Source organism: Synechococcus sp. 1G10, from assembly GCF_002252625.1.
In the GTDB taxonomy this organism is placed as follows: Bacteria; Cyanobacteriota; Cyanobacteriia; order PCC-6307; family Cyanobiaceae; genus Regnicoccus_A.
On record NZ_NQKW01000001.1, the window covers coordinates 144,725 to 168,142 of the forward strand.

23 protein-coding genes and 1 riboswitch are annotated in these 23,418 nt (G+C 67.8%); of the genes, 15 read left to right on the forward strand and 8 right to left on the reverse strand.

What is annotated here, in order from left to right; translation table 11 throughout:
• Window positions 1–44: 44 nt before the first annotated feature.
• Entirely contained in the window at window positions 45–542 is a 498-nt protein-coding gene (locus CJZ82_RS00725; protein ID WP_094553878.1) for a hypothetical protein, read from the reverse strand.
• A gap of 104 nt (window positions 543–646) precedes the next feature.
• On the opposite strand from CJZ82_RS00725, the gene CJZ82_RS00730 reads away from it, so the two are divergent.
• From CJZ82_RS00730 to CJZ82_RS00755, 6 genes are all read left to right on the forward strand, one after another.
• Complete coding sequence (locus tag CJZ82_RS00730; protein WP_233129944.1) at window positions 647–2,080, forward strand: YcjF family protein; 1,434 nt, start codon at window positions 647–649, stop codon at window positions 2,078–2,080.
• A 211-nt stretch (window positions 2,081–2,291) separates the two neighbouring features.
• Window positions 2,292–3,368 carry a photosystem II q(b) protein gene (gene psbA / locus CJZ82_RS00735; protein ID WP_094553880.1) on the forward strand — a complete coding sequence of 359 codons (1,077 nt, stop codon included), beginning with the start codon at window positions 2,292–2,294 and terminating at the stop codon, window positions 3,366–3,368.
• A 300-nt stretch (window positions 3,369–3,668) separates the two neighbouring features.
• The gene (locus CJZ82_RS00740) at window positions 3,669–4,565 is read left to right on the forward strand and encodes a metal ABC transporter substrate-binding protein (protein WP_369819997.1); all 897 of its coding nucleotides are present in this window, start codon (window positions 3,669–3,671) and stop codon (window positions 4,563–4,565) included.
• A gap of 4 nt (window positions 4,566–4,569) precedes the next feature.
• A complete protein-coding gene (locus tag CJZ82_RS00745) occupies window positions 4,570–5,394 on the forward strand; it encodes a metal ABC transporter ATP-binding protein (protein WP_094553881.1) in 825 nt (274 codons plus the stop codon).
• A complete protein-coding gene (locus CJZ82_RS00750; protein ID WP_198949595.1) occupies window positions 5,394–6,233 on the forward strand; it encodes a metal ABC transporter permease in 840 nt (279 codons plus the stop codon). The genes CJZ82_RS00745 and CJZ82_RS00750 overlap by 1 nt, the downstream gene beginning before the upstream one ends.
• Window positions 6,230–7,408: a DUF4336 domain-containing protein gene (locus CJZ82_RS00755; RefSeq protein ID WP_094553882.1), complete on the forward strand. Its 1,179-nt coding sequence runs from the start codon at window positions 6,230–6,232 to the stop codon at window positions 7,406–7,408. Before CJZ82_RS00750 ends, CJZ82_RS00755 begins: the two co-directional genes overlap by 4 nt.
• Before the next feature lie 33 nt (window positions 7,409–7,441).
• Here CJZ82_RS00755 and CJZ82_RS00760 read toward each other — a convergent pair whose 3' ends face one another.
• Together CJZ82_RS00760 and lepB are read right to left on the reverse strand one after the other, a co-directional pair.
• The gene (locus CJZ82_RS00760) at window positions 7,442–7,789 is read right to left on the reverse strand and encodes a DUF760 domain-containing protein (RefSeq protein WP_094553883.1); all 348 of its coding nucleotides are present in this window, start codon (window positions 7,787–7,789) and stop codon (window positions 7,442–7,444) included.
• A gap of 53 nt (window positions 7,790–7,842) precedes the next feature.
• Window positions 7,843–8,448 (reverse strand): signal peptidase I, encoded by a 606-nt coding sequence (gene lepB / locus CJZ82_RS00765; RefSeq protein ID WP_369819998.1) that lies wholly within the window; start codon window positions 8,446–8,448, stop codon window positions 7,843–7,845.
• 32 nt (window positions 8,449–8,480) lie between these two features.
• Here lepB and menD point away from each other — a divergent pair, with 32 nt between their 5' ends.
• The 6 genes from menD to murF all read left to right on the forward strand — a co-directional run bounded on the left by menD (window position 8,481) and on the right by murF (window position 16,049).
• Window positions 8,481–10,307: a 2-succinyl-5-enolpyruvyl-6-hydroxy-3-cyclohexene-1-carboxylic-acid synthase gene (gene menD, locus CJZ82_RS00770; protein ID WP_369819999.1), complete on the forward strand. Its 1,827-nt coding sequence runs from the start codon at window positions 8,481–8,483 to the stop codon at window positions 10,305–10,307.
• Window positions 10,308–10,329: 22 nt separating this feature from the next.
• On the forward strand, window positions 10,330–11,226 hold the full coding sequence (gene menB, locus CJZ82_RS00775) for a 1,4-dihydroxy-2-naphthoyl-CoA synthase (RefSeq protein ID WP_094553884.1): 897 nt from the start codon (window positions 10,330–10,332) through the stop codon (window positions 11,224–11,226).
• A 301-nt stretch (window positions 11,227–11,527) separates the two neighbouring features.
• Entirely contained in the window at window positions 11,528–12,208 is a 681-nt protein-coding gene (locus CJZ82_RS00780) for a L,D-transpeptidase family protein (protein ID WP_233129945.1), read from the forward strand.
• Window positions 12,209–12,281: 73 nt separating this feature from the next.
• Window positions 12,282–13,838: a glycogen synthase GlgA gene (glgA, locus tag CJZ82_RS00785; RefSeq protein WP_094553885.1), complete on the forward strand. Its 1,557-nt coding sequence runs from the start codon at window positions 12,282–12,284 to the stop codon at window positions 13,836–13,838.
• Window positions 13,839–13,840: 2 nt separating this feature from the next.
• Window positions 13,841–14,593: a hypothetical protein gene (locus CJZ82_RS00790; RefSeq protein ID WP_094553886.1), complete on the forward strand. Its 753-nt coding sequence runs from the start codon at window positions 13,841–13,843 to the stop codon at window positions 14,591–14,593.
• Window positions 14,594–14,597: 4 nt separating this feature from the next.
• The gene (murF, locus tag CJZ82_RS00795) at window positions 14,598–16,049 is read left to right on the forward strand and encodes a UDP-N-acetylmuramoyl-tripeptide--D-alanyl-D-alanine ligase (RefSeq protein WP_233129946.1); all 1,452 of its coding nucleotides are present in this window, start codon (window positions 14,598–14,600) and stop codon (window positions 16,047–16,049) included.
• On the opposite strand, the gene glmU is transcribed toward murF, so the two are convergent.
• The 4 genes from glmU to upp all read right to left on the reverse strand — a co-directional run bounded on the left by glmU (window position 16,018) and on the right by upp (window position 20,422).
• Window positions 16,018–17,370, reverse strand: coding sequence for a bifunctional UDP-N-acetylglucosamine diphosphorylase/glucosamine-1-phosphate N-acetyltransferase GlmU (gene glmU, locus CJZ82_RS00800; RefSeq protein ID WP_094553887.1), 1,353 nt, complete (start codon window positions 17,368–17,370; stop codon window positions 16,018–16,020). The genes murF and glmU overlap by 32 nt on opposite strands.
• 29 nt (window positions 17,371–17,399) lie before the next feature.
• Window positions 17,400–18,341, reverse strand: a complete 942-nt coding sequence (locus CJZ82_RS00805; RefSeq protein ID WP_094553888.1) for an MnmC family methyltransferase — start codon at window positions 18,339–18,341, stop codon at window positions 17,400–17,402.
• Window positions 18,338–19,672, reverse strand: a complete 1,335-nt coding sequence (gene aroA, locus CJZ82_RS00810) for a 3-phosphoshikimate 1-carboxyvinyltransferase (RefSeq protein ID WP_094554116.1) — start codon at window positions 19,670–19,672, stop codon at window positions 18,338–18,340. The genes CJZ82_RS00805 and aroA overlap by 4 nt, the downstream gene beginning before the upstream one ends.
• Window positions 19,673–19,738: 66 nt before the next feature.
• Window positions 19,739–20,422, reverse strand: coding sequence for a uracil phosphoribosyltransferase (gene upp, locus CJZ82_RS00815; RefSeq protein WP_094553889.1), 684 nt, complete (start codon window positions 20,420–20,422; stop codon window positions 19,739–19,741).
• 130 nt (window positions 20,423–20,552) lie between these two features.
• Between upp and CJZ82_RS00820 the strand changes: the two genes are divergently transcribed.
• The 3 genes from CJZ82_RS00820 to cobW all read left to right on the forward strand — a co-directional run bounded on the left by CJZ82_RS00820 (window position 20,553) and on the right by cobW (window position 23,039).
• A complete protein-coding gene (locus tag CJZ82_RS00820; protein WP_233129947.1) occupies window positions 20,553–21,014 on the forward strand; it encodes a pentapeptide repeat-containing protein in 462 nt (153 codons plus the stop codon).
• Window positions 21,008–21,169, forward strand: a riboswitch (cobalamin riboswitch). (Overlaps the previous gene by 7 nt.)
• 23 nt (window positions 21,170–21,192) lie before the next feature.
• Window positions 21,193–21,903: a HupE/UreJ family protein gene (locus tag CJZ82_RS00825; RefSeq protein WP_094553890.1), complete on the forward strand. Its 711-nt coding sequence runs from the start codon at window positions 21,193–21,195 to the stop codon at window positions 21,901–21,903.
• 2 nt (window positions 21,904–21,905) lie between these two features.
• Window positions 21,906–23,039, forward strand: coding sequence for a cobalamin biosynthesis protein CobW (gene cobW / locus CJZ82_RS00830; RefSeq protein ID WP_094553891.1), 1,134 nt, complete (start codon window positions 21,906–21,908; stop codon window positions 23,037–23,039).
• Window positions 23,040–23,047: 8 nt separating this feature from the next.
• Here the strand turns inward: cobW and CJZ82_RS00835 are convergent, their stop codons facing one another.
• Entirely contained in the window at window positions 23,048–23,362 is a 315-nt protein-coding gene (locus CJZ82_RS00835; RefSeq protein WP_233129948.1) for a hypothetical protein, read from the reverse strand.
• Between the last annotated feature and the right edge of the window lie 56 nt (window positions 23,363–23,418).

Consider the following 23,418-nt stretch of genomic DNA (forward strand, 5'->3'; position numbering starts at 1 on the left):
CGCCAGAGCCTTCAATCAGGGGGCAAGTGTGCCGCATCAACGGTTCATGGGGCCACCAGCCAAAGCATCCGGTGGGCTTCGGCGGTGCCGGAGCGGGCCAGAATCAGCAACGGCAACGGCCTTGGGCCTGCCATGGCGAAGGCATGCCGGTAACGGTCAAGAAAAGCGAGGTAGGCCTGCAGGGTCCAGCCGCGGTGGCCCCGCTCCTGGGCCTGCCAGTGGCGTTTCAGGGCCAGCCGGCAGGCCTCCTCACCGAACTCGCGCCAGCAATGGGCCTCAGCCGCTGCCGGGCTCAGGCCATCCCGGCAACAGCGGCGGAAGGCCTCCAGCTCGGGGGCCGCGGCCGTGCAGTCCGGCGGCAACTCCAGCGCCAGCCGCTCCACCGCCAACGCTTGAAGCCGCAGCCAGCAGCGATCCAGGAGCAGCACCGGCAGTCCCTCGTGCCAGTGCTGCTCCTGTTGCTGCAGTTCCTGGAACCGGACCAGCTCCTGCTCCAGCCGGGGGGTGAGCTTCAGACTGGCGGCCGGGGCCGTCTCCACCATGGCAAGGCAGCTCAACCTCATCAGTCTGAGGGTGATCCGGGCGGCCTGGGCAGGAGTGGGCGGCTGAGCTAGAGAGGCACTGCTTCGGCAGCCCCGCACCACCCTTGACAACCCCAGCCGACTCCACCGCTGCCACCTGCACCGCTGCTTCCGGCACCGACGCTCCTGCCGCAGTAAGCGACGCCGGGGACAAGCCGCGGAGCTGGCGGCCTGGGATGCCCTGGATGCCGGCGGCCCTGGTGCTGACCGGGGGCCTGCTTCTGGGCGACAGCCTGCACGGCAGCGTTTCCGGTGCTGTGGTGGTTGCCGCGGCGGCTGGGGGCCTGTGGTGGATCAGCCGTGGCAAGGCCAGGATCCACCCCAGGCTTCCCTCCAGCTGGAGCGGCTGGATCGAGCGCTGCGACGGACTGCTGAATCAGTTCGAGCTACTCCAGCCCACGCAGAACGATCCAGCCGCCGGCGCCGAACAGGAGAGCCGGCGGCAGCAACTGCAGCAGCTGCGCGAACGTCAGCCGCGACAGCAGCTGCAGGTGGGTCTGGCCGGGGTCAGCCTGCCGCCACAGAGCCTGCAGCCGGAGCTGATCTGTGCCCTCAAGGCCCCCCTGCCCCTCTGCCTGCACTGGGGCCATCCACTCCCGAGCCACAGCCCCGACTGGCGCTGGCCCCTGCTGTTCCAGCAGTGTGACCTGCTGCTGATTCACCTGGAGACCCCCCTGAGGGCGGCGGATCTGCGCTGGCTCGAGTCTCTGCCCAGTGGCCAGGCCGTGTTCCTGCTGGTGACGAGCCCCACCCCAGGGCCGCAGCCGGAACTCGAGCAGGAGTTGCGCGCCCAGCTGCCCGCGACACTGGCCACTCAGGTCATGCTCTGGAGCGGCGAGGAAGTCCAACTCAGCCGGGCGCTTGAGCCCTGCAGCCGCATGCTGCGCGCCAGCGGCCGGGGACTGCTGCTGCAGACCGAGCTGCGCTGCCTCGAGAGCCTCCACGGCGACTGGCAAGCCAGGCTGGAGGGCCTGCGCCGGGGGCGGCTGGATGGTCTGGTGCGACGCACCCAGTGGCTGGTGGCCGCCGGGGTGTTCGCGGCTCCCATGCCCAGCGTCGATCTGCTCGTGCTGGCGGTGGCCAATGGACTGATGCTCAAGGAGATGGCCGAGCTCTGGGATTGCCCCTGGCAACTGGCTCAGCTGCGCGAGGCCGCGACCGAGCTGGCCAAGGCTGCCCTGGCCCTGGGCGTGACCGAGTGGACCAGCCAGGCCCTGCTCTCGGCCATGCGCCTGGAGGGGACCACCTGGCTGGTGGGGGGGGCGCTGCAGGCCCTGAGCGCCGCCTACCTCACCCGGGTGGTGGCCCACGCCATGGCCGATGTGCTCGCCCTCTCCAGCGGTGTCCCCGAAATGGATCTGCAGGCCATCAGGCAACAGGCCCCCCTGCTGGTGGCCAGGGCCGTGGAAGCTGAGCGGCTCGACTGGATGGGGTTTCTCAGCCAGGGGCAGGCCTGGTGGCGCAGCCAGGCGAGCCGGGGACTGGAGGCAGCAGGCTGAAGCCCGCAATACAAAACTTCTTCATGAAGCCTTGATGAAGTCGTTCATGAAGTTCTCCTTAGACAGGAAACATTTCAAGGCTTTCAGTGGCCTGATGGAGGTCTTTATTTAGCGTCGATGGGTGCCCACCATGGCCAGCTCCAGAGTCAGCTCTCTGAGCAGGATCTGAAGCTGATCAACTGGGCGAATCCATCCCGTCCTCATTCCTCCAATGACCACGGCCGTTCGCAGCGGACGCGCTGGCAACTGGGAAAGCTTCTGTCAGTGGGTCACCTCCACCGATAACCGCATTTATGTCGGTTGGTTCGGTGTGCTGATGATCCCCTGCCTCCTCGCAGCCACCATCTGCTTCATCATCGCCTTCATCGCCGCTCCCCCCGTCGACATCGATGGCATCCGGGAGCCGGTCGCAGGATCATTCCTGTACGGCAACAACATCATCTCCGGCGCCGTTGTTCCTTCCAGCAACGCCATCGGCCTGCACTTCTACCCGATCTGGGAAGCCGCCAGCCTCGACGAGTGGCTGTACAACGGCGGTCCCTACCAGCTGGTGGTCTTCCACTTCCTGATCGGCATCTCCTGCTACATGGGCCGCCAGTGGGAACTCTCCTACCGCCTCGGCATGCGCCCCTGGATCTGCGTGGCCTATTCAGCTCCGCTCTCAGCCGCCTTCGCCGTTTTCCTGATCTACCCCTTCGGTCAGGGTTCCTTCTCCGACGGCATGCCCCTCGGCATCTCCGGCACCTTCAACTTCATGCTGGTGTTCCAGGCAGAGCACAACATCCTGATGCACCCCTTCCACATGCTGGGTGTGGCTGGTGTGTTCGGCGGCTCCCTGTTCTCCGCCATGCACGGTTCACTGGTCACCAGCTCCTTGGTGCGTGAAACCACCGAGAGCGAGAGCCAGAACTACGGCTACAAGTTCGGCCAGGAAGAAGAGACCTACAACATCGTGGCTGCTCACGGTTACTTCGGTCGTCTGATATTCCAGTACGCCTCCTTCAATAACAGCCGCAGCCTGCACTTCTTCCTGGCTGCCTGGCCCGTGGTCGGCATCTGGTTCACCTCCCTGGGCGTGAGCACGATGGCCTTCAACCTGAATGGTTTCAACTTCAACCAGTCGATCCTCGATGGTCAAGGCCGCGTGATCAACACCTGGGCTGATGTGCTCAACCGTGCCAACCTCGGGTTCGAGGTGATGCACGAACGCAACGCCCACAACTTCCCGCTGGATCTGGCCGCCAGCGAGATCGTGCCCCTCGCCCTGACCGCCCCCTCCATCGGCTGATCCCAGCTCAGCCCCTCGGCGCCACAGCCTGAATCAACTCAGCCCCCGCCAATGGCAGGGGCTTTTTTTTGCCGACGATCTGATCGCCGTGCGATTTCTGCGTTCGACATGACCGCGAGCGACATTTCTGCGATCAACGTGACTGCAATCGACCTGAATGCGATCGCCGTTGCTGCATCCGTGGCTTGTAGATTTGATCTCTGATGAGCATGGTGTTTGGCAGCTCGGATCGTCGCTGACGGAAGGGTCAAAAGCCGGCTCCGTTCCCATGGGTCTCTGGTCCTGCTGGTCGCCGCCACGGTGCTGGCGGCCCTGAGCAGTTGCCGCAGCACAGGCCCCGCGACCTCCCCCCTCAGCACCGGCGCTGACAAGGACCGTCCCCTGGTGATCACCACCTTCACCGTGCTGGCTGACATGGCCCGCAACGTGGCCGGCGATCACCTGCGGGTGGAGTCAATCACCAAGCAGGGGGCTGAGATCCACGGCTACGAGCCCACCCCCGGCGATCTGCGCCGGGTCGAAGGGGCCGCCCTTGTGCTGGAGAACGGCCTGAACCTGGAGCGCTGGAGCGATCGCTTCCTGGCTGGGATGCCGGAAATGAAACGAGCCACCCTCACCGCTGGGATCACCCCCCTGCCGATCACCGAGGATGCCTATCGGGGAAAACCCAATCCCCATGCCTGGATGTCCCCCCGCCTCGCAGAGATCTACGTGGAGAACATCCGCCAGGCCTTCAGCCAGCTCGATCCGGCCAACGCCGAGGATTACCGCCGCCGCGCCGAGGCCTACCGCGGCAAGCTGCGGGCCCTTGACCAGGAGCTGCGCAGTGAGCTGGCCACGATCCCGGCTTCAAAGCGGGTGCTGACCAGTTGCGAGGGGGCCTTCACCTACCTGGCGAAGGACTATGGCCTTGATGAGGCCTACCTCTGGCCGGTGAACTCCGAATCCCAGGTCACCCCCCAGCGGATGGCGCGGCTGATCGCCACCGTGCGCCAGCGCCAGGTGCCGGCGGTGTTCTGCGAGAGCACCGTCAGCGACAAGGTGCAGCGCCAGGTGGCCGAGCAGACGGGCGCCCGCTTCGGGGGTGTGTTCTACGTCGATTCGCTCTCCTCGCCCCAGGGGGAAGCGCCGACCCTGCTGCAGCTGCAGCGTCATAACGTCCGCACCCTGATCCAGGGCCTGAAGGGAGGGAGCTGAAGCCATGGCCACCCACACCCACCCAGATCTGGCCCCCAACGCCGAGCGCATCCGCGTCAGCCACCTCTGTGTGAGCTACCACGGGGTCGTGGCCCTGCATGAGGTGTCCCTGAAGGTGAATGCCGGCAGCATCTGTGGCCTGGTGGGTACCAACGGCGCCGGGAAATCAACGCTTTTCAAGGCGCTGATGGGCTTCGTGCGGCCCGCCCAGGGGGAGATCAGCATCAACGGCCTGCCATTGCGCCAGGCGCTGCGCCGTCAGGCAGTGGCCTACGTGCCCCAGATGGAAAGCGTGGACTGGAACTTCCCGATTCACGTGGCCAACGTGGTGATGATGGGTCGCTACGGCGGCATGAACATGCTGCGCATTCCCGGCCGCGACGACCACCGGGCCGTGCGTGAAAGCCTTGAGCGGGTGGAGCTCTGGCCCCTGCGACACCGTCAGATCGGTGAACTCTCCGGCGGTCAGCGCAAACGGGCCTTCCTGGCGCGGGCCCTGGCCCAGGGTGCTTCGGTGCTGTTGCTCGATGAACCCTTTGCCGGCGTCGACATCCGCACGGAGCGACTGATGATCGAACTGTTCCAGCAGTTCCGCGCCGAGGGCCGCAGCCTGCTGATCTCCACCCACGACCTCTCCCATATCACCGGCTTCTGTGATGAAGTGGTGCTGATCAACAAGACCGTTCTGGCCTACGGCGACACCTCCGAGGTGTTCACCGAGGAGAACCTGGCACGTACCTTCGGCGGCAGCCCGGCGCAGCTGCTCACCAGCCCCGGCCTCGAGCCGCTCCCCGAGCCGGGACGCGAGCCCTGGAGGAGCGAGCCCTGATGGATCCCCTGCTCTGGCTGCTGGAGCCCCTGCGGCAAGACTTCATGGTGCGGGCCCTGCTGGTGAGTGCACTGGTGGCTGGCGTCTGCGGGCTGCTCTCCTGCTTCATGACCCTCAAGGGCTGGGCCCTGATGGGGGATGCGGTGTCCCACGCAGTGATGCCGGGTGTGGTGATCGCCTATGCGCTCAACCTGCCTTTCGCCCTGGGCGCCTTTGTCTTCGGGGTGGGCTCGGTGGCGGCGATCGGCTACATCAAGCAGATGACCCGGATCAAGGAAGACACGGTGATCGGGCTGGTGTTCACGGGATTCTTCGCGCTCGGCCTCACCCTGGTCTCGAAGGTGCGCAGCACCATCGACCTCACCCACATCCTCTTCGGCAACGTGCTGGGGATCAGCGGCGAGGACATCCGTCAGACAGTGTTGATCAGCCTGCTGGTGCTTGTGGTTCTGCTGCTGTTCCGCCGCGACCTGATCCTGTTCTGCTTCGACCCCACCCACGCCCGCTCGATCGGCGTGAACACCGGCTTCCTCCACTACCTGCTGCTCTCGGCTCTCTCCCTGGCGGCGGTGGCCGGACTGCAGACCGTGGGAATCATCCTGGTGGTGGCGATGCTGGTGACACCGGGGGCCACCGCCTACCTGCTCACCGACCGCTTTGACCGCATGACCTGGATCGCGATCGGCTCGGCGGTGCTCTCCAGTGTGCTGGGCATCTACTGGAGTTACTGGATGGATGCCTCAACCGCTGGCTGCATCGTGCTGGTGCAGACAGGGCTGTTTCTGCTCAGTTTCCTGTTCGCACCACGCCACGGCCTGCTGGCCCAGCAGCGTCGTTGACATCTGTGGAGCAGCCAAGGCCCAGCCAGAGCTGGCCCTGGTGGCCCCTGCTGCCCCTCTACCCCTACGGCCGCCGTCGCACCCTGGTGCGCACGCTCATTCCCGGGCAGGTGTGGAGCTTCGAGCAACTGCAGGGAATTTTCTACGTGGCGGTGCCGATCCGCATGACGGTGCTGCGTCTGCGCGAGGGGCTGCTGCTCTACGCGCCGCTGCCCCCCACCGAGGAGCTGCTGGGGGAGCTGCGGACCCTGGAGCGGCTCCATGGAGCGGTGCGCACGATCGTGCTGCCCACCAGCTCGGGCCTGGAGCACAAGCTGCCGGTGCCGGCCATGGCGCGGGCCTTCCCCGAGGCCGAGGTCTGGGTGAGTCCGCAGCAGTGGAGCTTTCCACTGCAGCTGCCGCTGCCCTGGCTTGGGTTTCCCCGCTCCCGTACCCGGGTGCTGTTTGCGGATGGAGTACCCCATGGGGACCAGCTCAGCTGGCATCCCCTCGGCCCCCTCGACCTGGGGACCGGCACCTTCATGGAAGTGGCCTGTCTGCATCAGCTCAGCGGGGCCCTGCTGGTCACCGACGCCCTGGTGGCGATTCCACCGGCGCCGCCCCAGCTGTTCGAGGCCGATCCCACGCCGCTGCTCTTCCATGGCCGCGACCGAGGCGACCAGCCGTTGATCGACACCCCTGAGCAACGACGGCGAGGCTGGTGGCGGATGGTGCTGTTCGCTTCCTACCTGCGCCCCGGTTCAGTGCAGGTTCCGGGGCTGAGGGAAGTGCTCAGCCAGGCGTGGCAACCAGGTCTACGCCAGTCCAGGTACTATTTCGGCCTGTACCCCTTTCGCTGGTCACAAGGCTGGGAGGCGGAGTTCAAGGCTCTGCTGGGCTCCCGCGGCGAAGCCCGACTGCAGGTGGCACCGGTGCTGGAGCGGCTGGTGTTCCCTCGCCGCCCGGACGCCTTGCTCAGCTGGCTGGAGAGCCTCGCCGAGCTGGAGCCGTTGCGCTGGCTGGTGCCTGCCCATTACGACGCACCAGTGGCCTGCTCCAAAGCTGATCTGCTCAGCCTGGCCGCAGGCATCAGGCAACGGGTCTGGGCCAGCTCCGATGGCTCCTGGGCCTATCTGGCGAGCATCGATGAAACCCTTCTGAGTTGGGGCGTGGTGCCCAGGGAACCAGGAGGCTGATCAGATGGGATTGCTTAACCGCGGGACGGGGGGTCAGAGCTTGAGTTCACCCGGATCGGCATCCAGACCACCTTCACCGAAAAGCGTGGTTTCCAGCTCCATCCTCTGCTCCATCTGGCGCAGGAAGTAGCCGGTCATCATTGCGGAAGCCAGCAGACCAGCGAGGTTGTCGCGACTGGTCTGAATCTTCACTTCAAACTGTTCTCCGGGCAGCATCCCCAGCAATCCCTGAACGTTGTGGCGAATGATGTCCTGGATGTCACCGCTGGCGGAGCGAGCAACCCGATGAAGCACATCGGGTGACTGGTCCTGCAGGTATTGAATCAGGGAATTCCCGCTGATCGATTCGCTGTCGGTGGTCAGGAACTCCGGGTTGAACATGACCCTCCGGCGTGATCCGTTTCTGGAAATGCACCTTAACGCAAGGTTTCAGATCACTCCCGGCTGGCGATGGGTGGGAACCGTATCGGTCCGAGTTGGCGCAGGGGCCAGTAACGGAACACGGCGGTACCGATCACATGGTCGTCAGGCAGTGGTCCCCAGAGGTGTGAGTCGAGACTGGCATTGCGGTTATCCCCCATCACCAGCAGGTGGCCTGGCGGAACGGTGAGGGGCGGAAGCTCATAGTTGATGGGCTCGAGCCGCCATGGTTCACTCACCGCCGCGCCATTGCGCAGCAGTTCACCAGCGGCCACCTCGATCACATCACCAGGCACCCCGACAACCCGTTTGATCAGGGCTGCCCGGGGGTCGTAGCCGGCGGCGAGCAGGGGATCGGGCGGACGAAACACCACGATCGCTCCGCGCGGCAGGGTCTGAGCCAGCCGGGGCCTGAGTTTCTCCACCAGGATCCGGTCCTCCAGCTGGAGGGTGGGGAGCATGGAGCCGGAGGGGATCCAGCGGGGTTCCATCACCTGCCAGCGCAGCAGCAGCGCCACCCCCACCCAGAGCAACAGGGGAATCAGCTGGCGGGCCATCTCCCAGCGGCGGCTGGCGGCGGCTGGGGTCGGTGCCGAAGGGGCTGGAGCGGGATTGGGCATGATCGCTCCATCCTGAAGCGGCGGCGGACCCAGTGAGCCAGGAGCTGCCCCCCCGGCAGGGAGATCGGGCTGAGGCCAACCTCAGGGCGGCGGTGAACCTGCTGCTGGAGTTGATGGCCCTTGGCATGGAGCGGGTTGTGCTCTGCCCGGGAAGCCGCTCGGGGCCCCTGGCGGCAGCGGCAGGGCTGCTGCTGCCACGGGGGCTGAAGCTGCACACGGCCATCGATGAGCGCTCGGCGGGGTTCTTCGCCCTCGGCCTGGCCAGAGCCGAGGGCGAACCGACCGTGGTGATCACCACGTCCGGCACCGCCGTGGCCAACCTGCTGCCAGCGGTGGTGGAGGCCGACAGGGGCGCCATTCCGCTGCTGCTGCTCAGCGCCGACCGTCCGCAGCGTCTCAAGAACTGCGGCGCCAACCAGACCGTGAACCAGGAGGACTTCCTCGCCCCCTGCTGCCGCTGGTTCGCCCAGGCGGACAGCCGCGGTCTGGCGGTGACGGACCGCCCTTCCCTTCAGGCCCTGGCCCGGCAGGCCCACCGGATGACCCTGGCCGCTCCGATGGGCCCTGTGCACCTCAATCTGCCCTTCGAGGAGCCGCTTCACGCCGGGGCAGATGCCCTGCAGCGCCTGGCCCATGAGCTTGGCGCCATGGGTGAGAGCACAGCCGAGCACAGCCAACGTTCCAGCCAGCAGCCCGAAGCCAGCACCAGCCAGACGACGACCAGCACTGACCTGCTCGGGCTGGATCCCGACCGACCCGGGGTGATCGTGGCGGGCCCCTGGCGGGGCAGCCCTGGCCAGTGGCCCGCTTATGCCGCGGCGCTGGGGCGCTGGCAGCAGCGCTGTGGCTGGCCGCTGCTGGCGGATGGGCTCTCCGGCCTGCGGGGCCAGGCCGGTCTGGAGCTGATGGCGGGCTATGACCTGATCCTGGAGAACCCTGACCCCGCTCTGGTCCCCCCCCAGATGCTGAGGCTGGGTCCCCTCCCCGCCAGCCGACGGCTGCAGCGCTGGCTGGAGAGCTGCGGTGGCCATCAGGTGCTGATCAGCGAAGGTGATCCGCGCCCGCTCGATCCCCTGGGCACGGTCCAGGCCAGCCGCAGTGACGGCCTTGCGGCCTGGTGCTCGACCCTGCCGGACACCCACTGGCAGGCAGGGCAGGCAGTCCCCAGCGCCACGGCCAACCAGGACTTTCTGGCCCGCTGGCAGGTCGCTGAAATCAGCACCCAGACCTGGCTCAACGCCCAGCTGACACACCAGGCTGCCGGCAGCCGACCCGATGAACCCAGCCTGGCGAGGGCTCTGAGCCAGCTGTTGCCGCCAGGCCTGGCGGTGATGCTGGCCAGCAGCAGCCCCGTGCGCGACTGGGAGAGCTTTGCCGATCCCCGCGGCCCTGCCAGACCCATGTATGGCTTCCGTGGGGCCTCCGGCATCGATGGCACGCTCTCCATTGCGGCTGGGCTGGCGGAGAGCCTCGGTGAGCTGGTGCTGCTCTGCGGCGACCTTGCCCTGCTCCACGACGCCAACGGCTGGCTCTGGCACCACCAGCTGCGGGGGCGACTCACCGTGGTGCTGATCGAGAACGGCGGCGGCGGCATCTTCGAGCAGCTGCCGATCCGGACCACGGCGTCCCTGGATTTCGAGCGCCTCTTCGCCATGGGCCAGCCTCTGGACCACACCGCCCTGGCCGCCGCCCATGGGGTGCCCTCTCGCCGGGTCGGGTGTCTGGCAGAGCTGGGCGGCGCCCTGAGCTGGGCCCTGGAGCAGCCGGTGGCCCTGCTGGAGGTGAGGACCGATCGACAGGCCGATGCTCTGTTGCGCCAGCGGTTGCGCCAGGAGGCCCCCTTCCGCGGCTCAGAATGAACTCTTCTCAGACCCCGCCGCGATGAGCGTCGAGTCCACACCGGATGATGCCCCCTGCCCCGGCCCGGTGCTGCCGGGGGAGAACCTGGTGCGCTGGCATCCGGCCGCCCAGTACGAGGACATCCGCTTCGATCGGTGTGAGGAGGGGATCGCCCGGATTGCCATCAACCGTCCGGCCAAGCGCAATGCCTTCCGTCCACGCACGGTGGTGGAGCTCTACGACGCCTTCAGCCGGGTGCGCGACGACCCGCGGGTGGGAGCGGTGTTGTTCACCGGCGTGGGACCTGCGGCCGACGGCGGCTATGCCTTTTGCGCCGGCGGCGACCAGAGCGTGCGCGGCGATGGCGGCTACCTCGATGAAAGCGGCCTGCCGCGGCTGAACGTGCTTGATCTGCAGCGCCAGATCCGCTCGCTGCCCAAGGTGGTGATCGCCCTGGTGGCGGGCTATGCCATCGGCGGCGGCCAGGTACTGCACCTGCTCTGCGATCTCAGCCTGGCGGCGGAAAACGCCGTGTTCGGCCAGACGGGCCCCCGGGTGGGGAGCTTCGATGGCGGCTTCGGCGCCGGCTACCTGGCGAGGCTGGTCGGCCAGCGCAAGGCACGGGAGATCTGGTTCCTCTGCCGCCGCTACAACGCTGAAGAAGCCCTGGCCATGGGGCTGGTAAACGCAGTGGTGCCGCTGCAGAAGCTGGAGGCCGAGGGGGTGCGCTGGGCCCGGGAAGTGATGCAGCACAGCCCCACGGCGATTCGCTGCCTGAAGGCCTCCTTCAACGCCGAAACCGATGGCATGGCCGGAATTCAGGAGCTGGCGGGCCAGGCCACCCATCTTTTCTACAGAACGGCCGAGGGTCAGGAGGGGCGCAATGCCTTTTTGGAGAAGCGCGACCCCGACTTCAGCGATGCCCCCTGGTTGCCCTGACGCCACTGCACTTCATCGCCTGCGAAGCTCCAGGCACCACCGGCCAACTGCTTGAGATGTTGCAGCAATGGGCCACTGATCGGTCCGGAGTACAACAACATCGACTGCGGATTCCGGCCTGGAGCCATCTCAGGCCGAGCTAATCCGGCTTTCCTGCTCCTGTGAGTCATCCAGAATCATCAGGAGTTCTTCGTTGGCCGTTCATGGCACGGCTCCTGCGTTCATAGCCTTCCACTGAAAGGCTGCTCAGGAGCCACTTGGATAACGTGGGTGTCAACAGCATCTCAACGTTCACCTGGCCGTGCCTCCCCGCTTCCTGTTCCCTCTGGTGACCCTGCTGGTTGGTGGCGGCCTGCTCACGCCAGCCGGCGCCCTGGCCGAGGTGCAGCAGCCCAAGGCCAGGGCACCCGGGGCATGGCATCCCCCGATCGCGCTCCCCCACACTCCTGCCCTGCAGCCTCTGCCCGAAAGCCCAGCTCCGCAGCAACGCCAGGCGCAGACCAAGCCAGAACCAGGCCCCGCAGTGGCGATTGCTTCGCCGTTGCCTGAGCGCAGCCTGGTGCTCTACCGCGGCAAGCTGCAGGTGGTGGTGGTGGAGAACGGGCGTGAACTGCGCCGGTTCCCGGTGGCGGTGGGCATGCCTGGCTGGGAAACCCCCCTGGGCCGCTTCCAGGTGATCGAGATGGCGCCCGATCCGGCCTGGAAGCACCCGGTGAGCGGCAAGATCTACCCCCCCGGCCCTAACAATCCCCTCGGTAGCCGCTGGATCGGCTTCCACCGCGACTGCGCCGGCAAGCGCGGTTTCAATGGTCAGCAGCACCTGGAAGTGAAGGGCTGCGTCAGTGCCGGCTTCCACGGCACCCCCCAGCGGGAAAGCATCGGTCAGGCGGTGTCCCACGGCTGCGTTCGCATGTACGACGAGAACGTGCGCGACCTCTTCGAGCTGGTGCGCATGGGCACGGTTGTGACAGTGCTGCCCTGATCCCCTCGGCTGCAGCACGGCTGGCCCAGCGGGGCAGCAAACGTAGAGTTCGGCCCTCCCCTGGGTTCTTCCCATGCGCGTGTTGTTCGCCGCCGCCGAGTGCGCCCCGATGATCAAAGTGGGGGGTATGGGCGATGTGGTGGGGTCGCTGCCACCGGCAGTGGCAGCCCTTGGCCATGACGTGCGCACGATCATGCCTGGCTACAGCAAGCTCTGGAGCCGTCTGGAGATACCCAGAGAGCCCGTCTGGCGAGGACAGGCGATGGGTAACGACTTTGCCGTCTACGAAACCCGCCATCCCACCAATGGGCTGCCGCTCTATCTGGTCGGCCATCCGGTGTTCGATCCGGAGCGCATCTACGGCGGAGACGATGAGGATTGGCGCTTCACATTCTTCGCCAATGCAGCCGCCGAATTCGCCTGGAACCACTGGAAACCGGAGGTCTTTCACTGCCATGACTGGCACACCGGCATGATCCCGGTCTGGATGCACCAGGACCCGGAGATCAGCACGGTCTTCACCATCCACAACCTTGAATACCAGGGTCCCTGGCGCTGGAAGCTCGAGCGCATGACCTGGATCCCCTGGTACATGCAGGGGGATCACACCATGGCCGCCGCCCTGCTCTATGCCGATCGGGTCAACGCCGTCTCCCCCACCTATGCCCAGGAAATCCGCACACCCGAATACGGCGAACGCCTTGATGGCCTGCTGAATTTCATCAGCGGCAAGTTGCGGGGCATCCTCAACGGCATCGACACCGAAGCCTGGAACCCGGCCACCGACAACCTCCTGCCCGCCTGCTACAGCGCCACCGACATGGCACCGAGGGCAACCAACAAACGGGCGCTGCAGGAGCGCATGGGGCTGGGGGTCAGCCCCAATACCTATCTGATGGGGATGGTGAGCCGCCTGGTGGACCAGAAGGGGGTGGATCTGCTGCTGCAGGTGGCCGACCGGGTGCTGGCCTACTCCGACAGCCAGATCGTGGTGCTGGGCACAGGCGACCGCAATTACGAATCGGGCCTGTGGCAGATGGCCGCCCGCCATCCCGGCCGCTTCTCCGTCTTCCTCACCTACGACGATGCTCTGGCGCGTCTGATCTATGCAGGTGCTGATGCCTTCCTGATGCCCAGCCGCTTCGAGCCCTGCGGCATCAGCCAGATGCTGGCGATGCGCTATGGCTGCATCCCTGTCGTACGCAAGGTGGGCGGCCTGGTCGACACCGTCCAGCCCCATGTGCCAGCCGACCACAGCGGCACCGGCTTCTGCTTCGATCGCTATGAGCCGGTCGACTTCTACACCGCGATCGTTCGTTCCTGGGAGGCCTACCGCCACAGCCACAGCTGGCGGGAACTGCAGTTGCGCGCCATGGCCGTGGACCACAGCTGGACCCGCTCAGCCCTGGAGTACGACGCCATGTACCGCGATGTGCGCGGGGTGAAGCAGCCCACCCCCTCGGCCGCTGATGTGGAGCAGTTCTCCCTCGGCCAGGATGCCGATCCCAGCCTCGTCCAGGCCGGCGGCTCTGCCAAGGCGGCTGAAACCGAGGCCCAACCCCGCAGGCCGGAAGGGAGCGGTGGGCCCCGCAATCCCCTCTCCGCCCTGCTGCGCCGCGGCCAGAGCTGAGCGTGGAACGCTCCGGCTCCGAGCTGCCGGTCGTTTACGAAAGCCCCTGGCGGGCACTGGGGCGGGACCTGCGCGCCGTGGCCGCCAGCTGCGCTCTTTCCTTTAGGCGGATGTGGCGGCGCCAGTGGCAGGGGGATCTGCCCACGCCACCGTTCTGGCCCCGGCGCCAGGCAACCCTGTTCTGGCCTGCCGCGCTGCTGCTGGCTCTGCTTCTGCTGGCGCTGGCGGGGAGATTCGCGCTTGGGCAGCTGCAACCTCCGAGTGGGGAAAGGCCGGTGCAGATGGATGGATCAGGGCGATCAGCACCGGTTGCATCGCCTCCGTTTGTATCGCCTCCGTTATCGATTGATCCGGAATTGATTGATCCGGCCCTTGACCCCGCACAGGCCCCGGATGAAGCCAGAGAAGGCCGCCGGGAGTCGCCCACAGAGACAATTGGCACCTCTCCTGAGCCGGTGCCCCCGCCTCAGGCCACCCCCAGCGCAGACGAGACCCCGATCCAGTTACCGCCAGGATTCATTGATGAATCGGGGCTGGTGCTGGCGGCCCCCACAGGCGGCGGCGCCGTCGTGCTGAGGCTGAGGATCTCAGAGGCCTTCAATTCCCTCCCGGAAAGCGAGCGGCAACGGCTGGCGCAGCAGTGGTGGCAGCAGTCCCTTGGCCTGGGCTACGAGCAATTGCGGCTGCTCGATCCCAGTGACGCAGAACTGGGCAGGAATGCCGTCGTGGGCGGGGGCATGATTCTGCTCGATTGATCCGATGCGGGCGGAAGCGATGCGGCTGGCGAACCTGGTGGAGCTGTGGGGAAAGCCGATCGAAGCGGCTCCCGCTGATCCGGCGGCCAGCTTCAGCCGTATCTGCACCGACAGCCGTGAGCTGGAGCCCGGCTGCCTGTTCGTGCCGCTGGTGGGGGAGCGTTTTGATGGGCACCGCTTCCTGGAGGCGGCCCTTGAGCAGGGGTCGCTGGCCGCCCTGGCCCAGCGCGACCGCCTCAGCGCCGAGCAGGCCGAAGCCCTGGTGGCCGCCAGAGGCGGCCGGATCTGGCTGGTGGACGACACCCAGGCGGCCTACCAGGAGCTGGGGCGTCTCTGGCGCCGCCAGGGCAGCGCTCCGGTGATCGCCGTGACCGGCTCAGCCGGCAAGACCACAACCCGCGAGCTGATCCGCGCCGTGCTGGCCCCCCTCGGTCCGGTGCTCGCGAGTGTGGGCAATGAAAACAACGACATCGGCGTGCCGCTCACCCTGCTCAAGGCCGGCGGGGAGCACCGGGCCGTGGTGGTGGAGATGGGCATGCGCGGCCTGGGGGAGATCGAGCGGCTCAGCCGCTGCGCCGAGCCCGACATCACCGTGATCACCAACATCGGCACGGCCCACATCGGCCGGCTGGGCAGCCGCGAGGCGATCGCCACGGCCAAGTGCGAGATCGTCTCGGCCCTGCGCCCCGATGGGCTGGTGGTGATCCCGGCCGGTGACCCCCTGCTCGAGACCAGCCTCGCCGCCGTCTGGAGCGGCCGGGTGATCCGCGTTGCCCTCCACGACGACCCGCCCGGGCCTGAGCCGGCCCAGGTGCTGGGCAGGATCGAGTCGGGCGCCGACGGCGAACAGCTGATCTGGGGGCTGGCGGAGCCGGGGGCGGCGGAGCACAGCACCGAGTTGCCCTTGCCGGGCCGCCACAATGCCCGCAACCTGCTGCTGGCCCTTGCCGTGGCCAGCGAGCTGGGGGTGGATCCGCTGCAGTTGCGCCGCCTGGAAGTGGCCCTGCCGGGCGGGCGCAGCCGGCGAATCCGCCTGGGGGGGATCGAGGTGCTCGATGAGACCTACAACGCCTCCCCCGAAGCGATGCTGGCGGCGCTGGATCTGCTGGCGACCCAGCCTGGCCGCCGCTTCGCGGCGCTGGGCACCATGCTCGAGCTGGGGGAGCAGAGCAGCGAGCTGCACCGCCGGGTGGGAGAGCGGGCCAGGGCCCTCGGGCTCGATGGCCTGGTGATCGTGGCGAGCGGCGCTGAAGGGGAGGCCCTGCTGGCGGGGGCCGCCGGCCTGCCGCGCCTGGAGCGGCTCGATTCGCCCGCCGAGGCCGCCCGCACGTTGCTGGGCTGGCTGGAGGCCGGCGACCACCTTCTGCTCAAGGCCAGCCGTGGGGTGGCCCTGGAACGGCTGCTGCCGCTGCTGGAGCAGGGACTCAGCCCTGCGGCGGGCTCCAGTCGAGCTTGATCTGCTGACGGGCGCGGCCCAGGGCCAGGGCACCAGCCGGCACGTCGCGGGTGAGGGTGGAGCCAGCCCCCACCGTCACGCCGGCCCCCAGCGTGATCGGTGCCACCAGCACCGAGTTGGCACCCGTCTTGCTGCCGGCACCGATCACTGTGCGGTGCTTGCGCACACCGTCGTAGTTGGCAGTGATCGTGCCCGCCCCCACATTCACCTCCGCCCCCAGATCGGCGTCACCGAGGTAGCTGAGGTGGTTGGCCTTGCAACCGGCGGCCAGATGGCTGTTCTTGACCTCTACGAAATTGCCGATGCGGCAGCCACTCTCCAGCCGGGTGCCTGCACGGAGCTGGGCGAAGGGTCCCACCACGCAGCCAGCGGCCACGCTCACGTCGCGCAGGACGGAATAAAGAACCTCCACCCCGTCATAGAGCTGGCTGTCCTCGATCAGGCACCCGGGGCCGATGCGGCAGCCACTGCCGATGCTGGTGCTGCCCCGGAAATGGCACTGGGGCTCCACGAGCACGTCACGGCCGAAGCGGGTGCCCTCGCTGAGAGTGCAGCTGGCGGGGTCCACGAAGCTCACCCCCTCCGCCATCCAGTGGCAGCGAAGCCGCTCCTGAAGGGCGGCCTCACACTGGGCCAGCTGCTGACGGTCGTTGATGCCGGCGATTTCGGCGGAGTCCGCCACCTCCACATGCACGGCGGGGCTGAGCATCGCCACGGTGTCGGTGAGGTAGAGCTCTCCCTGGTCGTTGTCGGTGCTCAGCTTCGGCAGCACCGCGGCCAGGGCGCGCCAGTTGAAGCAATAGATCCCGGCATTGGTGAGATCGTTCTGAAGCTGCTCCTTGCTGCAGTCGCGATGTTCCACGATCGCTTCCACCTGGCCCCGCTCATCGGTGAACACCCGGCCGTAGCCACTGGGATCAGCCAGCCGGGCCGTGAGCAGGCTCACCGCGGCCCCGGAGCCCCGGTGCCGCTCCAGCAGCGCCTCCAGGGTGGCGGGGCGCAGCAGTGGCACATCACCATTGAGCACCAGCAGCTCGCCCTCGAACCCCGCCAGAGGACCGAGCAGCTGTTGCACTGCATGGCCCGTGCCGTTCTGCGGTTCCTGCAGCACGAACTCCAGGCCTTCCAGATCGGCCAGGGCTGCGCGCACCCGCTCGGCATGGTGGCCCACGATCAACACCTGCCGCTGGGGATCGAGGTGACGGCAACTGGCCAGCACCCGCTCCACCAGGGTGGAGCCCGCCAGGGATTGCAGCACCTTGGGCCATTCACTCTTCATCCGGGTGCCCTTTCCAGCGGCCAGCACGGCAACGGCGAGCATCTGCGGATCAAGGCGGCTGGGCACGGAATCTACCGGTCTCCTCCCTGCAGCCCCCAGCGCCGCCGCCAGGCACTGGCAGGCTCCGCCCCACTGAGGGCCTGGGCCCTCTGGCGCTGGGCCAGGATCACGGAGCTTTCTGCCTGTCCCCCGGGGTCGCGGTAGGGCTCGCCGGCCCGGCTGGCCAGGTGCTCCCGCTCCAGCAGCGAGAGCGGTCGCCACCAGGGAGAAGACATCTCCAGCACCTGGGCCGCCACCGTGCCATGGCTCCAGACCTGACCGGGACCGCCCTGGTCAGAGGCAGCAGCGTCTCCGGATCGCAGCGCCGCCAGCTGCAGGCCTGCTTCCATCAGGCTGCGGCGTGGGGCGGCGGCCGAGCAGTAGGTGAGCAGCCGCCCCCGGGGGGCCAGCAGCGCAACCAGCGCAGCAAGAAACTCCTGGCTCCAGAGTTGGGGGCAATGGCGCGGCGAGAAGGCATCGAGCATCACCAGATCGCAGCGCCCAGCGGCCCGCAGCAACACCGAATCGATCTGCTCTCGGGCATCGCCCCAGCGCATCTCGCCCCGGCCGTGGGGGCTCAGCCACTGGCTCGTGTCCCGCAGCTGCTGGAGCTGATCCAAGCCGAGCGCTGGCTGCCACTGCCGGCGGAAGGAGGGTTCAGCCAGGGCCAGGGCCAGGGGGGCCGGATCGATCTCCAGGCCGAACCAGTGCAGGCGAAGCCCCAGGGGGGCCGCCGCTTCCAGCAGGGCGGCGCTGTTGGTGCCCAGCCCCACGCAGACATCCACTACCCGGAGCTCCTCCCCGGCGCTGAAGCGCTCCAGCTGGGCCGGCTGCACATAGGTGCGCCGCGCCTCGAGCAGGGCGCCACTGCGGCAGTGAAACCCCTCGCCGAACTCGGCGCTGTGCAGGCTGAAACTGCCGTCCTCGGTGACGCGGGGGCTGAGATGGGCTGCCAGCGGAACCCCGGGGTTCACCCAGACTGACCGCCGGGGTCGGCCTGCAGGCGCGCCAGATCCTCCCAGAAGCCCGGATAGGAGACAGCCGCCGCCTCGCTGCGGTGCACCCGTGTGGTGCCGCCGGCCACCTGGGCCGCCACCCCCAGGCTCATGGCCACCCGGTGATCGGTTTCGCTGTCGACCTCGGCGCCATGGAGCGGGCGGCCACCCTCGATCACCAGGCCGTCGGCGGTCTCCTCCAGGCTTGCTCCCAGCAGCCTCAGCTGGCGGGCCATCACCGCCAGGCGGTCCGTTTCCTTGACGCGCAGTTCCTCGGCATCACGGATTCGGCTCACCCCCTCGGCGCAACAGGCCGCCACCGCCAGGATCGGAATCTCATCCACCAGCCGAGGGATGAGATCGCCAGCGATCTCGAACGCCTTCAGCGGCCCATGGCTGACACGCACGTCCCCCACCGGCTCACCGGCCACATCGCGCGGATTGAGCACCTCCAGCCTGGCCTCCATCTGCTCCAGCACGTCGAGGATGCCGGTACGGGTGGGGTTGAGGCCCACGTTCTCCACGGTGATCTCGGCCCCGGGGGTGATGGCGGCGGCCACCAGCCAGAAGGCCGCCGAGCTGATGTCTCCGGGAACTACCACCGGCAGACCGCGCAGGCTGGCCCCGGGATGAAGACAGATCATGCGGCCCATGTCGCCACCGACATCGAGATCGGCACCAAAGGCCCTGAGCATGCGCTCACTGTGATCGCGGGAGCGGGCCGGCTCGATCACGGTGGTGGAGCCGCTGGCCGTGAGAGCTGCCAGCAGCAGAGCGGATTTCACCTGGGCCGAGGCCACGGGAGTGCCGATCACGGCGCCGTGGAGCTGGCAGCCTTCGATCGCCAGCGGAGCGAGGTTGCCGCCAGCCCGGCCACGGATCATGGCTCCCATGCCGGTCAGCGGCTGGCTCACCCTGGCCATGGGCCGCCCGCGCAGGGAGGCATCGCCATTGAGCACGAAATGGCGGCCGGTGCGGCCCGCCAGCAGCCCCAGCATCAGGCGCATGGTGGTGCCGGAGTTGCCGCAGTCGAGCACGTCCTCGGGCTCCGTGAGGCCATCGAGGCCGACCCCCTGCACCAGCACAGTTTCGCCGGCATGGATCGGGCTGATCGTGACCCCCATGGCCCGCAGGCAGGCCGCTGTGCTCAGCGGATCCTCGGCGGGCAGCAGACCCTCGATGCGGGTCTCGCCTTCGGCGATGGCTCCGAAGAGCAGGGCCCGGTGGGAAATCGATTTGTCACCCGGCACCCGCACCGTGCCGCGCAGGCTGCGCCCCCGGTCAGCGCCGGCGGTGGAGCCCAGGTTCAGGGGGCTACCGGAGGCGGGGGCGACGGCCATGCGATCGAAGCTGGGATGGAACGGGAATCGGTGAGCCTAGGGCTGAGCTTCTTCTGGAAACACCGGCGACTGGGAGCCATGGAGCCGATCACCGGCATCCCCCAGACCGGGAAAGATGCGGAAGGCCTCATCCAGCTCGGGATCGATGCAGGCGGAGTACACCGTGAGATCCGGAAAGCGCTTGCCAAGGGCCCCGAGCCCGGGACTGGCCGCCAGGGCCGTGATCACCCGCAGGCGCTGCCCGCTCACTCCCAGAGCCTCCAGGCGCTCCAGCACCTGGATCAGGCTGCCGCCAGTGGCCAGCATCGGGTCGAAGACCATCACCCCCACCCGCTCGCCGATCCGCTCCGGCAGCGTGTCGAGGTAGCAGTGGGCCTCGCCGGTGCGCTCATTGCGCACCAGGCCCATGTGGGCCACCCGGGCGGATGGCAACACTGCCTGGGCACCGGCCCACAGCCCCAGCCCAGCGCGCAGCACCGGCACCGCCAGCACCGGCACCATGGGGTCCACAACCATCCCCTCCGTGACCGCCAGGGGGGTCTGCACCTGCAGGGATCGCTGGGGCAACCAGTCGCGCACGGCTTCGTAGGTGAGCCAGCGGCCCAGCTCGGTCATGGCGGTGGCGAACAGCGGCGAGGGGGTCTCCCGATCCCGCAGCACGGTCAGCCAGTGGGCGATCAGGGGATGGGGTGGAACGACCACCCGCAACGACATGGTCATGTGCCATAGCTTGAGCAGTCACGCTACGTGTGCTGTGCCGACTGCTCTTCGGGTTTCCAGGCCTCACCCGTCTCGCCGGCGCCGCGTCCTCCGGCGTTGGTGCTCGCTGCTGGCGGGCCTGATCCTGTTGGTGGGCAGCTCGCTGCTGGTGGGGGTGGGGAGTGCCGCTGCGATCACGGCGCCCGAACTGCGGGGCCAGCGGTCCCTGCAGGATCTGCAGCCCGACATGCACGGCCGTGACCTGCGCCAGCAGGAGTTCCTCAAAGCCTCGATGAGTGGCTTCGACCTCAGCGAAAGCGATCTGCGCGGGGCCGTGTTCAACTCCAGCGACCTCACCAACAGCAATCTGAGCGGGGCCAACCTCGAAGACGCTGTTGCCTTCGCCACCCGCTTCGACGGGGCTGATCTGAGCGGAGCCGTGCTGCGCAACGCCATGCTCATGCAGAGCCGTTTCACGGGCGCACAGATCGAGGGAGCGGATTTCAGCGACGCAGTCCTGGACCTCTCCCAGGCCAAGGCCCTCTGTTCCCGCGCCGATGGCGTCAACTCCATCACCGGCGTCTCCACGGTCGAAAGCCTGGGCTGCCGGTAACATTCGGATCCGGTTCCGGTGGGGATCAGCCACCGGGGGCAAGGGGGAAAGTCCGGTGAAAATCCGGCACTGTCCCGCAGCTGTGCAGCCCGTGCTCCGGTCAACAGCCGCCGCATGAGCCAGTCAGAACACCCGCCGGTTCTCCCTCTCGTGCCGGCGCGGACCGGAATCCCAGACAATGACTTCCCTCTCAGGGGATCCGGCTCGGCTGCTGCAGCCTGCACGGCAACCCCAGCACGCTCCCCGATCTCCCCAGTCCACCTCTGCCGCCAGCGGCTCCCGGCGCACCCCCGCAGGACCCATCGCCCTGGTGGCACTGGTCCCCGTGCTCTTGGTTTCGCTGCTGGCAGCCCCGGCCTCGGCCCACCATCTGATGGAGGCATTCGGGCTGAGGGAAGGGGCCATGGCCGGTTTCCTCAGTGGACTGGGCCATCCCCTGCTCGGTCCTGACCACCTGCTGTTCCTGCTCAGCCTGGGGCTGGTGGGGCTGCAGCAACCGCTGCGCTGGGTGGTTGCCCTGCTGACGATCGGCCTGGGCTCCACCGCCCTTGGCCTGGTGCTGCCGGTGCTGCCCGGCAGCGAGCTGCTGGTGGCCCTTTCGCTCGTGGCCACCGGGCTGGTGGTGCTCGGCCGCTGGCCCAGCTGGATCCTGCTGCCCGCCATCGCCCTGCACGGCAGTGTCCTGAGCCAGCCGGTGCTCGGCTGGTCGCTCTCGGCCCAGCTGGTTTACCTCCTTGGTCTGCTGCTCAGCCAGGGGGCTCTGCTGATCACGGCCGTCACCCTGGTGCGCACATGGGCGCGGGGGCTCCAAACCGCCAACCTGCGCTTGCTGGCGGGGCTGCTGATCGGCATCGGCGCCACGTTCGCCTGGACCCAGGTGGTGCCCTGACGATGGCAGTTTCCACCGCAGCCCCGCTGGCGCCGCTCGCCAATCGGAGGCTGCCGGTCACCGTCGTGACTGGATTTCTGGGCGCCGGCAAGACCACCTTGCTGCGCCATCTGCTGCTCAACAGTGGTCAGCGTCTGGCGGTCCTGGTGAATGAGTTCGGCGAAGTGGGGATTGATGGAGCCCTGCTGCGCAGCTGCGGCTTCTGCCCCGAAGACGAGCTGGAGGGTCGGCTGGTGGAGCTGGCCAATGGCTGTCTCTGCTGCACCGTCCAGGACGAGTTCCTGCCCACCATGCAGATCCTGCTGGCCAAGGCCGATCGCCTCGACGGCATCGTGGTCGAAACCAGCGGTCTGGCCCTGCCCGAACCGCTGGTCCAGGCCTTTCAGTGGCCTGAGATCCGCACCCGCACCCGCGTCAATGGCGTTGTGGCGGTGGTCGATGGCGAAGCCCTGGCCCAGGGCAGCGTGGTGGGCGATCCGGCGGCCCTGGAACGCCAGCGGGCGGCGGACCCCAGCCTCGACCATCTCAGCGACCTCGAAGACCTCTTCCGCGACCAGCTGGCGGCTGCCGATCTGGTGCTGATGAGCCGGGCCGATCGACTCGATGCCTCCCAGAGCGCGGCCGTCCAGCGACAGCTGGCACCGCTCTGCCGCCGCGGAGTGCAGGTGCTGCCCATGGTCCGTGGCGAGGTGCCTGCCGAGCTGATGCTGGGCCTGGAGAGGGTTGAGCCGGCCATGGCACCCCACAACGATCATCACGGCCATGCCGATGACGATGACCACGAGCACGAGCATGGAGATGCCCACAGCCACGACCACAGCCATGTGCCGATGCAGTCACTGTCGCTCAAGCTGCTCGGCCACTTTGACCGCCAGGCCCTGGAACGCCTGTTGATCGAGCAGATCGTCGAGCAGGGGATTCTGCGGCTCAAGGGCTGGTTGCACCAGAGCGGCAAGCCAAGGCCCCTGCAGATCCAGGCGGTCGGTCCACGGCTCGACAGCTGGTACGACCGTCAGCCCGTCGAGCCCAGCGCCGCAGAAAGCCCTGGCCTGGAGCTGGTGGTTCTGGGCCTGAGCCTCGACAAAGCCAGGCTGGAGCAGGTCCTGGGCAGTGCGGCCCTCAGCCCTCTGGCCTGAAACGGCCATCAATCCAGCGGAAAGGCCCCCTTGGCGCAGATCCCGTCCCAGCAGAGGGCATGGTCCTCCTGCCAGCGGCCGCTCACTTGCTGCCAGGGACCGCTGGAGCGACGCATCTCGACGGTTCCTCGCCCGTCGTGGCGGAACAGGACCCGCAGACCATCGAGGTCGATCTGCCAGCGCTCACCCACCGCTTGCACCGTCATCACGCAGGGGTGCCAGGGGCCTTCATCCATGCGGCATTCGACCATGTAGCCCGGTGGTTCGGCCCCCAGCGCCGGTCGCCAGACCCAGCCAAGCCCCGCAACCAGGGCGGCTGCCATGGTCAGCGCCGCGACGGCTGACAAGGACCGCCGCCCAGACAGCGCCAGGGGTGGGC